The sequence below is a fragment of the Mesorhizobium sp. M1169 genome (assembly GCF_040318345.1).
Taxonomy (GTDB): Bacteria; Pseudomonadota; Alphaproteobacteria; order Rhizobiales; family Rhizobiaceae; genus Mesorhizobium.
In genome coordinates, this window is the sequence record NZ_JAMYME010000001.1 from 415,106 (window position 1) to 424,734 (window position 9,629).

At 63.1% G+C, this 9,629-nt stretch carries 8 protein-coding genes; 6 read left to right on the forward strand and 2 right to left on the reverse strand.

The annotated features are described in order from the left end of the window. Positions 1-5: 5 nt before the first annotated feature. Positions 6-500 carry a DUF8737 domain-containing protein gene (locus NKH41_RS01825; RefSeq protein WP_352540348.1) on the reverse strand — a complete coding sequence of 165 codons (495 nt, stop codon included), beginning with the start codon at positions 498-500 and terminating at the stop codon, positions 6-8. Positions 501-581: 81 nt separating this feature from the next. Between NKH41_RS01825 and NKH41_RS01830 the strand changes: the two genes are divergently transcribed. Continuing rightward, positions 582-1,490 (forward strand): LysR family transcriptional regulator, encoded by a 909-nt coding sequence (locus NKH41_RS01830; protein ID WP_352768948.1) that lies wholly within the window; start codon positions 582-584, stop codon positions 1,488-1,490. 72 nt (positions 1,491-1,562) lie between these two features. Here the strand turns inward: NKH41_RS01830 and NKH41_RS01835 are convergent, their stop codons facing one another. Then, positions 1,563-2,585, reverse strand: coding sequence for a substrate-binding domain-containing protein (locus NKH41_RS01835; RefSeq protein WP_031213013.1), 1,023 nt, complete (start codon positions 2,583-2,585; stop codon positions 1,563-1,565). 361 nt (positions 2,586-2,946) lie between these two features. On the opposite strand from NKH41_RS01835, the gene NKH41_RS01840 reads away from it, so the two are divergent. From NKH41_RS01840 to NKH41_RS01860, 5 genes are all read left to right on the forward strand, one after another. After that, positions 2,947-4,302 carry an ABC transporter substrate-binding protein gene (locus NKH41_RS01840; RefSeq protein ID WP_352522473.1) on the forward strand — a complete coding sequence of 452 codons (1,356 nt, stop codon included), beginning with the start codon at positions 2,947-2,949 and terminating at the stop codon, positions 4,300-4,302. Positions 4,303-4,529: 227 nt separating this feature from the next. After that, positions 4,530-5,543, forward strand: a complete 1,014-nt coding sequence (locus NKH41_RS01845; protein WP_352540346.1) for a carbohydrate ABC transporter permease — start codon at positions 4,530-4,532, stop codon at positions 5,541-5,543. Between the two features lies 1 nt (position 5,544). After that, positions 5,545-6,699, forward strand: coding sequence for a carbohydrate ABC transporter permease (locus tag NKH41_RS01850; protein WP_352540345.1), 1,155 nt, complete (start codon positions 5,545-5,547; stop codon positions 6,697-6,699). Positions 6,700-6,703: 4 nt separating this feature from the next. Beyond that, on the forward strand, positions 6,704-8,368 hold the full coding sequence (bglA, locus tag NKH41_RS01855) for a beta-galactosidase BglA (protein WP_352768944.1): 1,665 nt from the start codon (positions 6,704-6,706) through the stop codon (positions 8,366-8,368). 25 nt (positions 8,369-8,393) lie between these two features. Continuing rightward, positions 8,394-9,506, forward strand: a complete 1,113-nt coding sequence (locus NKH41_RS01860; protein ID WP_352469836.1) for an ABC transporter ATP-binding protein — start codon at positions 8,394-8,396, stop codon at positions 9,504-9,506. The last annotated feature ends 123 nt before the right edge of the window (positions 9,507-9,629 follow it).

Here is a 9,629-nt window from a genome sequence, read left to right on the forward strand (position 1 = left end):
CCCGCTCAGGACGCGTTTTGCTGAGGACGTAGGAGAAAATAGAATGCGGCGACGTGCGTTATCATCAGCAGCGGTACGTAGATGATCGGGATCGCGTAGGTGGCGCCCAGTTCGCCTGCGCGTGCAGGAAGGCCGATCTGAATGGCGTGGTAATAGTCGACGATGAGGTCGACCGTCCCTGCGACGTTGAAGGCGACGACCAACGGCCAGAAGAGCGGGCGTATCCTCACCGTGAGCAGCGCCAGCATGGCCAGCACGCCGGTCGCGAAATCGCCGTAGGCGGCGAACACGGCGAAATCAGCGGGCAGATTGGGGCTTACGACGCCCGGAACTAGGAAGACGAGCCCGAAGAAGCGGAAGCTGTGCAGCATAGCGATAGCGCGTTGCGCCGCGACCCGGTCCATCGACCTGAGCAACGGCAAACCGTACGCGCCGAAGCAGAGCAGCCACGCGACATAGCCGAGAACAAGATGGGTTTGGAACACCATTTCCGTGGACATTTGGCCTACTCTCAACAGTTGGTTCACGCGGCTTTAAGCCCGCTACCGCAATTCGACTATCCGGTGTAATCACAACAACCTATGAAGCAGAACTACACAGTCCGACATGGTGCGCTGGAGGGCGTCGAGGCGTTCCTGGCCGTCGCCATGCGGCGTAACTTCCGCCGTGCCGCCGCCGATCTCGGCGTGACGCCATCGGCCGTGAGCCAAGCGGTGCGCGCGCTGGAAGCTCGCCTGGGCACGGCGTTGTTCGTCCGCACGACGCGGAGCGTTGGTTTAACCGAACCTGGCCAGCGGTTCCTCGACCGTGCCGGCCCGGCATTCGAGGAGCTCGTAGCGGCCGGCGAGGCTGCCCGCGATATCGGCCAGCGGCCGACCGGTCTGCTGCGCCTGTCTGTGCCTCGCGCTATCGTGCCGCTGATGTTGGAGCCGGTGCTCGCGTCGTTCTGCCAAGCCTATCCTGAGATCGAACTGGAGATCGCCGTGAGCGACCAGATGGTCGATCTCGCGACCGGCGGGTTCGACGCCGGCATCCGCCTCGGGCAACTCATCGCCGCCGACATGGTCGCGGTGCGGCTGACCCCGCCGTTCTCGTTCGTAGTCGTCGGCAGCCCTGACTATTTTGAGCGCTACGGCCGTCCCGAGCGTGTCGACGACTTGCGCCACCACGCCTGCTTACGCTTGCGCCGCTCGAATGGCGCCATCGCACCCTGGTCGTTCATCGACGGTAACGGTGCAATCGAAGCGATCGTCTCAGGCCCGCTGATTGCGCACGACTATTCGACATTGGTCGGGGCCGCGATGCGGGGCGTCGGGTTGGCGCAGACGCCGCGACCACTCGCCGAAGGTCCGATAGCCGAAGGAAAACTCCAGTCGGTGCTCGACGGCGTCGCCACGACGACGCCGGGTGTCTTCCTTTATCATCCCGGCAAGCGCCAAGTCCTGCCGAAGCTGCGCGCCTTCATCGATCACCTCAAATCCGCGGCCTGAGACCAGGACGCACCCGCTGGTGCTGGCCAACAGCCGCCAAGAGTCGACCTCGGCCGTTCAGAGTGATTGCCTCTAGGCCGGCGCGCCGGCGACCGATCCCCTGACCACCAGGTCGACCGGCCAGACTTCGCCGCGAGCGCCCTCCTCCAGGCCGGAAATCCGCGCCGCCAGCCGTTCGGCGATGCGCGCGCCGGCGAGGCGGATCGACGAACGCGTCGTCGACAATGGCACCGAAAAATTTTCCGGCTTCAGCCAGGGAAAGACGTCGTCATGGGCGATCAGCGACAGGTCGCCCGGAATGGTCAGGCCGAGATCGCGCACCGCGCGCACCACGCCGAGCGCCATGATCAGGCTGGAGCAGGCGATCGCCGTCGGCGCGTCGCTTTGTTCCAGCAGACGCCGGGCGGCGCGATAGCCGTTCTCCTCGGTCATGGTCAGCGAACAGACATGCTGATCACGAAGCACCAGGCCGCTCGCCGCAAGCGCGCGGCGCACGCCGCGCTCGCGATGGATGGCGAAGGTCTCGCGATCGTCGCCGTTGATCAGCGCCAGACGCCTGTGACCGAGCTGAACGAGTAGCCGTGCCGCCTCGTGGAAGGCGCCCTCATTGTCGATGTCGGTGAACGGATAGTCGAAATCGAAGCCTTCGCTGCGGCCATGGACGATGAAGGGAATGCCGAGCGTGTTGACGAGTGCCACCCGCCGGTCGGCCGGCCTCGGCGACGAGATATAGACCGCGTCGACCTGCCGGTTGGCGACAATGCGGCGGTAGGTCGTCTCCTGGTCGTCGGCATCGGCCGGTGACAGCACCAGGTCGAGCTCGTGCGAACGCGCATAGTCGCCGAGGCCGGACAGGAACTCGACGAAATGCGGGTCGATGTCGACGGTCGTTCCCGTCGGCAGCACATAGCCGATCATGCCGGTCTTGCCGGTCGCCAGCCGGCGGGCGCTCGGATTGGGGCGATAGCCGTGACGCTTGGCGGCATCGACCACCCGCCGGCGCGTTTCCTCGTTGACTTCCGGGTAGCCGTTCAATGCGCGGCTCACCGTAGTCTGCGAAAGCGCCAGCATGTGGGAGAGCTGCTTGAGGTTCACCGGAGGCCTCCAACCTCAAAGCGCTTTTAATCTGAATCGAGCTAGCCGCTACGAACCGCGTTGCCGAGCGCACTGACCATACGCACGGTTCGGACCGGTTTGAAGCCGAATTTGCTGCTGCACCGCCAGAAAACTGTGCTGCAGCGCACTTTCGCCGGCACCCGGCCGCAGAAATTAAATCGATTAATCTGGCTTTCTCTTGACTCCGGACCAATTCAGTGGCGTGATCAAAATCACCAAAGCGCTTTGGAAGACTCTACGAAAGGTTGCAGTTCCTTTCCGACTGAGTCACAGTCCTGCAGCGCCGGCGGACGGAATGGAGGTTTCGTTCGGTGTTTGTCACCACTGGGAGGGAATACCGATGAAGAAAATGCTTCTGCTGGGCGCTGCGTTTGCCACGCTTGCGCTCGCCATGCCGGCGCAAGCCGAACTGAAGTTCAAGCCGGGCGAAGATCCCCGTTTCAACTGGGCGAACTACGAAGAGCTCAAGAAAGTCGACCTCAAGGGCGAGACGCTGACGATCTTCGGGCCGTGGCGCGGCGAGGACGAAGGGCTTATCCGCACCGTCCTCGATTACTTCTCCGAAGCCACCGGCGCCGAGATCAAGTACTCCTCGTCGGAGAATTACGAGCAGCAGATCGTCATCGACACGCAGGCCGGCAGCCCGCCCAACATTGCCGTGCTGCCGCAGCCGGGCCTGATCCAGGATCTGGCATCGAAGGGCCTTTTGACGCCGCTCGGCGACGATACGGCCAACTGGGTCAAGGACAATTACGGCGCCGGCCAATCCTGGGTCGACCTCGGCACCTTCAAGGACAAGGACGGCAAGCCCGGCTTCTTCGCCTTTCCGTACAAGGCCGACGTGAAGTCGCTGGTCTGGTACTCGCCGGACAATTTCGAGGAAGCCGGCTACAAGGTGCCGAAGACGCAGGAAGAGCTTGCCGAGCTCGAAAAGAAGATCATCGCCGACGGCGGCACGCCATGGTGCATCGGGCTTGGTTCGGGCGGCGCCACCGGCTGGCCGGCGACCGACTGGGTCGAAGACATCATGCTGCGCACCCAGACGCCCGAGACCTACGACAAATGGGTGAAGAACGAAATTCCGTTCAACGATCCGGCAGTGGTCAACGCCATCGACATTTTCGGCAAGATCGCCACCGACGACAAGATGGTCGAGGGCGGCGCCAAGGCGGTTGCGGCGACCGATTTCCGTGACAGCCCGAAGGGCCTCTTCTCGGTGCCGCCAAAATGTTATCTGCACCATCAGGCATCGTTCATCCCGACCTTCTTCCCGCAAGGCACCAAGATCGGCGAGGATGCCGACTTCTTCTACTTCCCGCCTTACGCTTCCAAGCCCGAGCTCGGCACTCCGGTGCTCGGCGCCGGCACGCTCGCCATGATCACCAAAGACAGCAAGAGTGCCCGCGCGTTCATCGAATTCCTGAAGCTGCCGCTCGCTCATGAGATCTGGATGGCACAGGGCGGCTTCGTGACGCCGTTCAAGTCGGTCAACAAGGACGCCTATGCCAGCGACGCGCTGAAGAAGCAGGGCGAGATCCTGGCCAACGCCTCGACCTTCCGCTTCGACGGGTCCGACCTGATGCCGGGCAAGATCGGCGCCGGTGCGTTCTGGACCGGCATGATCGACCTGGTCGGCGGCAAGTCCGCCCAGGACGTCGCCACCGACATCCAGAAAAGCTGGGACGCGATCAAGTAAGCGGCCGGCTTGAGTTCCCAATGTGACGTGGTCCGGGCCTCAAACGGCCCGGACCTTATCCGGTGCTTGGCGTCGCGTCGATTGTCGTGAGCACAACGCATTCCGGCATGACGCGCGCCCAGTGACCTGCTTTCCGGCTGGTCGCGCTCCAGACAACTGAATCGGCGCATGATCCCGTCGCCAAAGCCATTCTCGACTGGCGGATCCGTGCGCAGGGGGAGGGACCCATGGCGGCTCAGATTTTCTCGGCGATATTCGTCATCATCATCGGCGTGGGCGGCTGCGTCGCCTATTTCTGGGGCGCCAACAAGGCACTCGACACGATCTTTCCGGCACGCGGCGTTTCCGGCAAGGCAGCGATCAACAATCTGCGCCGGCAGGGGGTGATCCGACCCTGGCTGTTCGTCGGCCCGGCGATGATCATCCTCACGATCTACCTGATCTACCCGGTAGTGGAGACGCTGAGGCTGTCGTTCCTCGATCGCGGCGGCGCCCATTTCGTCGGCTTGGCCAACTATCAATGGGCGTTCGGCGACCGCGAGTTCCGCAACTCGATCCTCAACAACATCATCTGGCTGGCGGTGGTGCCGGCCGCCTGCACCTTCCTCGGGCTGATCATCGCCGTGCTCACCGACAAGATCTGGTGGGGCACCATCGCAAAAAGCCTGATCTTCCTGCCGCTCGCCATCTCGTTCGTCGGCGCCAGCGTCATCTGGAAATTCATCTACGAATATCGCGGCGAGGGCCAGACGCAGATCGGCCTGCTCAATGCCATCATCCAGTATTTCGGCGGCCAGCCGCAGGTCTGGATCTCGCTGCCGTTCTGGAACAACTTCTTCCTGATGGTCATCCTGATCTGGATCCAGACCGGCTTTGCCATGGTCATCCTGTCGTCGGCCTTGCGCGGCATTCCGGAAGAGACGCTGGAAGCCGCCGTCATCGACGGCGCCAACCCTTTCCAGATCTTCTGGAAGATCATGGTGCCGCAGATCTGGGGCACCATCGCCGTGGTCTGGACCACCATCACCATCCTGGTGCTGAAGGTTTTCGACATCGTGCTGACCATGACCAACGGCCAGTGGAACAGCCAGGTGCTGGCCAACCTGATGTTCGACTGGATGTTCCGCGGCGGCGGCGATTTCGGCCGCGGCGCCACCATCGCCATCATCATCATGATCGCGGTCATTCCGATCATGGTCTGGAACATCCGCCAGGCGAACAAAGAGACGGAAGGGCATTGAGATGGCCGTGTCGACGGGAAAGTCCTTTGTCAGCCGTTTCGGCGTCCATATCGCCGTCTTCATCTTCGTTGCGATCTGGACGATCCCGACGCTCGGCATTCTGGTCTCGTCGCTGCGCGACAAGGACCAGATCATCGCTTCGGGCTGGTGGAACTCGTTCACCAGTTCCAGCCAGACGGAAGCCGGACGGCTGCCGCCCGCCTCGGCGCAACTCGAGAAGGACGGCAAGTTCGTTCTGCAAGGCAATATTTTCGGCGACGGTCCGGCCCGCAACATCAGCGCCTTCGGCGTCAAGTCGGCAGCGCCGACGCAATATCCCGCCGGCACGACAGCCGATCTCGGCGACGGCGTGACCCTGCAGCTCAATGCCGACGGCAGTTTCGTCATGACCTCGCCGAAGGCTTTCGAAGGCGAACGCGGCCAGCGCGTCTATTACGCCTCGTCGGCGCCGCCGAAATTCACCACCGACAATTACGACACGGTGCTGTTTTCGGAAGGCATCGGCCGCTCCTTCATGAACTCGCTGACCGTCACCATTCCGGCGACCGTCATCCCGATCCTGATCGCCGCGTTCGCCGCTTACGCGCTGGCCTGGATGCGCTTTCCCGGCCGGGCCCTGCTCATCGCCGTCATCATCGGCCTCCTGGTCGTGCCGCTGCAGATGTCGCTGATCCCGCTATTGAAGCTCTATAACGGCGTCGGCAGCTTCTTCGGCGTGCCGTCGAAGACCTATCTCGGCATCTGGCTGGCGCATACCGGCTTCGGCCTGCCTTTCGCCATCTATCTGTTGAGGAGCTATATCGCCGGCCTGCCACGCGAGATCATGGAGTCGGCACGCATCGACGGGGCCAGCGATTTCGAGATCTTCGTCAAGATCGTGCTGCCATTGTCGTTCCCGGTGCTGGCCTCGTTCGCCATCTTCCAGTTTCTCTGGGTGTGGAACGATCTGCTGGTGGCGATGGTTTTCCTTGGTACCGAGGGCGACCAGATCGTGCTTACCGCCAAGCTCAATGCGTTGCTCGGCTCGCGCGGCGGCGACTGGGAGATCCTGACGACATCGGCCTTCGTCACCATCATCGTGCCGCTGATCGTGTTCTTCTCGCTGCAGCGCTATTTCGTCCGCGGGCTGCTTGCCGGCTCGGTGAAAGGAGGTTGAGATCATGCAATCCGCTTTGAAGGCGACCCCGAAGCCCGATCTCGCTATCGATCGCGACTGGTGGCGAGGTGCCGTGATCTACCAGATCTACCCGCGCAGCTACCAGGATTCGAACGGCGACGGCATCGGCGACCTCAGGGGCATTATCGGCCGGCTGCCCTATATCGCCTCGCTCGGCGTCGACGCCATCTGGATCTCGCCGTTCTTCAAATCGCCGATGAAGGACTTTGGCTACGACGTGTCGGATTATTGCGAAGTCGATCCGATGTTCGGCACGCTGGCCGACTTCGACGCGCTGACCGCCGAGGCGCACCGGCTTGGCCTCAAGGTGATGATCGACGAGGTGCTCTCGCACACCGCCGACATCCATCCGTGGTTCAAGGAAAGCCGGTCGAGCCGCAGCAATCCAAAAGCCGACTGGTATGTCTGGGCGGATGCCAAGCCGGACGGCACGCCGCCCAACAACTGGCTGTCTATCTTCGGCGGCTCGGCCTGGCAGTGGGACACCAGCCGCCAGCAATATTATCTGCATAATTTCCTGGCCGAGCAGCCTGACCTCAACTTCCACAGCCGCGCGGTCCAGGACGCGCTGCTCGACGTCACCCGCTTCTGGCTGGAGCGCGGCGTCGACGGTTTTCGCCTCGATACCATCAATTTCTATTTCAACAGCCAGGGCCTCGAAAACAATCCGCCGCTGCCGCCCGAGCAGCGCAACGACCAGACGGCGCCGGCCGTCAACCCCTACAACTACCAGGACCATCTGTACGACAAGAGCCGGCCTGAAAACCTCGGCTTCCTCGAACGCTTCCGCGCCTTGCTCGACGAATACCCGGCGACGGCCGCGGTTGGCGAGGTCGGCGACTCGCAGCGTGGGCTGGAAGTGGTGGCGGCCTATACGGCCGGCGGCAAGCGCGTGCATATGTGTTACTCCTTCGACTTCCTGGCGCCGGAGAAGATCAGCGCGGCAAAGGTGCGCTCGGTGCTGGAAACCTTCGGCAAGGTGGCCAGCGACGGCTGGTCGTGCTGGGCCTTCTCCAACCATGACGTGATGCGCCCTGCCTCGCGCTGGGCAGCCGGCGAGCCCGACCCGACCGCCTACCTCAAGGTCATCTCCGCGCTGCTGATGTCGTTGCGCGGCTCGGTCTGCATCTATCAGGGCGAGGAGCTCGGGCTCAGCGAGGCCGAGCTCAGCTTCGAGGATCTGCAGGACCCATACGGCATCCGCTTCTGGCCTGAATTCAAGGGCCGCGACGGCTGCCGTACGCCGATGGTTTGGGACGGCGCTGCCCGCAATGGCGGCTTCTCGACGGCAAAGCCCTGGCTGCCGGTGCCCAGCAAGCACCTTGCGCAAGCCGTCAACGTGCAGCAGGGCGACGACGGCTCGCTGCTCGAGCACTACCGGCGCTTCCTGGCTTTCCGCCGCGCCCATCCGGCACTGGCCAAGGGTGATATCGAGTTCATCGAAAGCGAGGGCGACACCGTCGCCTTCACCCGCCGCGAAGGCAACGAGCAGATCGTCTGCGCCTTCAATCTCGGAGCAAAGCCGGCCGAAGTCGATCTTGGCGGCCGCTCATTGCAGCCCTTGCCGGGACACGGGTTTTCGGGACAGACTGGCGCCGGCACTATCCGCCTCGGCGGCTACGGCGCCTGGTTCGGGCGTATCGACTGAATTCAAGGAAGAACTGGAGGGTACCATGGCCGATGTCACGCTAAGGCAAGTGAGGAAATCATATGGCAATCTCAACATTCTGCACGGCGTCGACCTCGACATAAAGTCGGGCGAATTCATCGTCTTCGTCGGTCCCTCTGGTTGCGGCAAGTCGACCTTGCTGCGCTGCATCGCCGGGCTGGAGGAGATCACCTCGGGCGAGCTCAAGATCGACGGCGAGATCGTCAACGACGTGCCGCCGTCAAAGCGCGGCATCGCCATGGTGTTCCAGTCCTATGCGCTTTATCCGCACATGACCGTCTACGACAACATGGCCTTCTCGATGAAGATCGGCAAGGAAAGCAAGGCCGAGATCGACAAGCGGGTGCGCCAGGCGGCCGAGATCCTGCAGCTGACCAAATATCTCGACCGCCTGCCCAAGGCGATGTCGGGCGGCCAGCGCCAGCGCGTCGCCATCGGCCGCGCCATCGTGCGCAATCCCAAGGTTTTTCTGTTCGACGAACCGCTATCCAACCTCGACGCGGCGCTGCGCGTCGCCACCCGCATCGAGATCGCCAAGCTCAAGGAGTCGATGCCGGCCACAACGATGATCTACGTCACCCACGACCAGGTCGAGGCGATGACGCTGGCCGACCGCATCGTCGTGCTGAAGGAAGGCCATATCGAACAGGTCGGCACGCCGATGGAGCTCTACAAGCGGCCCGGCAATCTGTTCGTCGCCCAGTTCATCGGCTCGCCGGCGATGAACATCCTGCCGGCGACGATCGACAAGACCGGCAACCCGACGGTCGTCAGCCATGTCGGCGGCCGCAAGGCAACGGTGCCGATCGCAACGCCTGCGTCGGCGAAAGGCGCGGCGGTGAGCTTCGGGGTGAGGCCGGAGGATCTGATGATTGCCACCGGCGCCGACTATTTGTTCGAAGGGACGGTCGATTACGTCGAGCAGCTCGGCGAGGTCCAGCTCGTCTATGTCGACATCGGCCGCGCCGACCTGCCGCTGGTGACCAAGCTGCCGGGCAATGTCGAGATCAAGCGCGGAGCGACACTGCGGCTGACGGCGGACGCCGGAGACCTGCATATTTTCGACGCGGACGGGCGCTCTTTCGCGCTCCATGAAGCAGAAGCAAAGGCGGCTTGAAGCAGGCGTTCTTCCGCCATGCAAGAGACAAGAGCGGCGGGGGGGGGGCCCCGCGGGGGGGGTGGTGTTCCATTAGTCGCGGATAGGAGGGGTGTGGTTTTACGCGCTGCGCCCCCCCGGGTT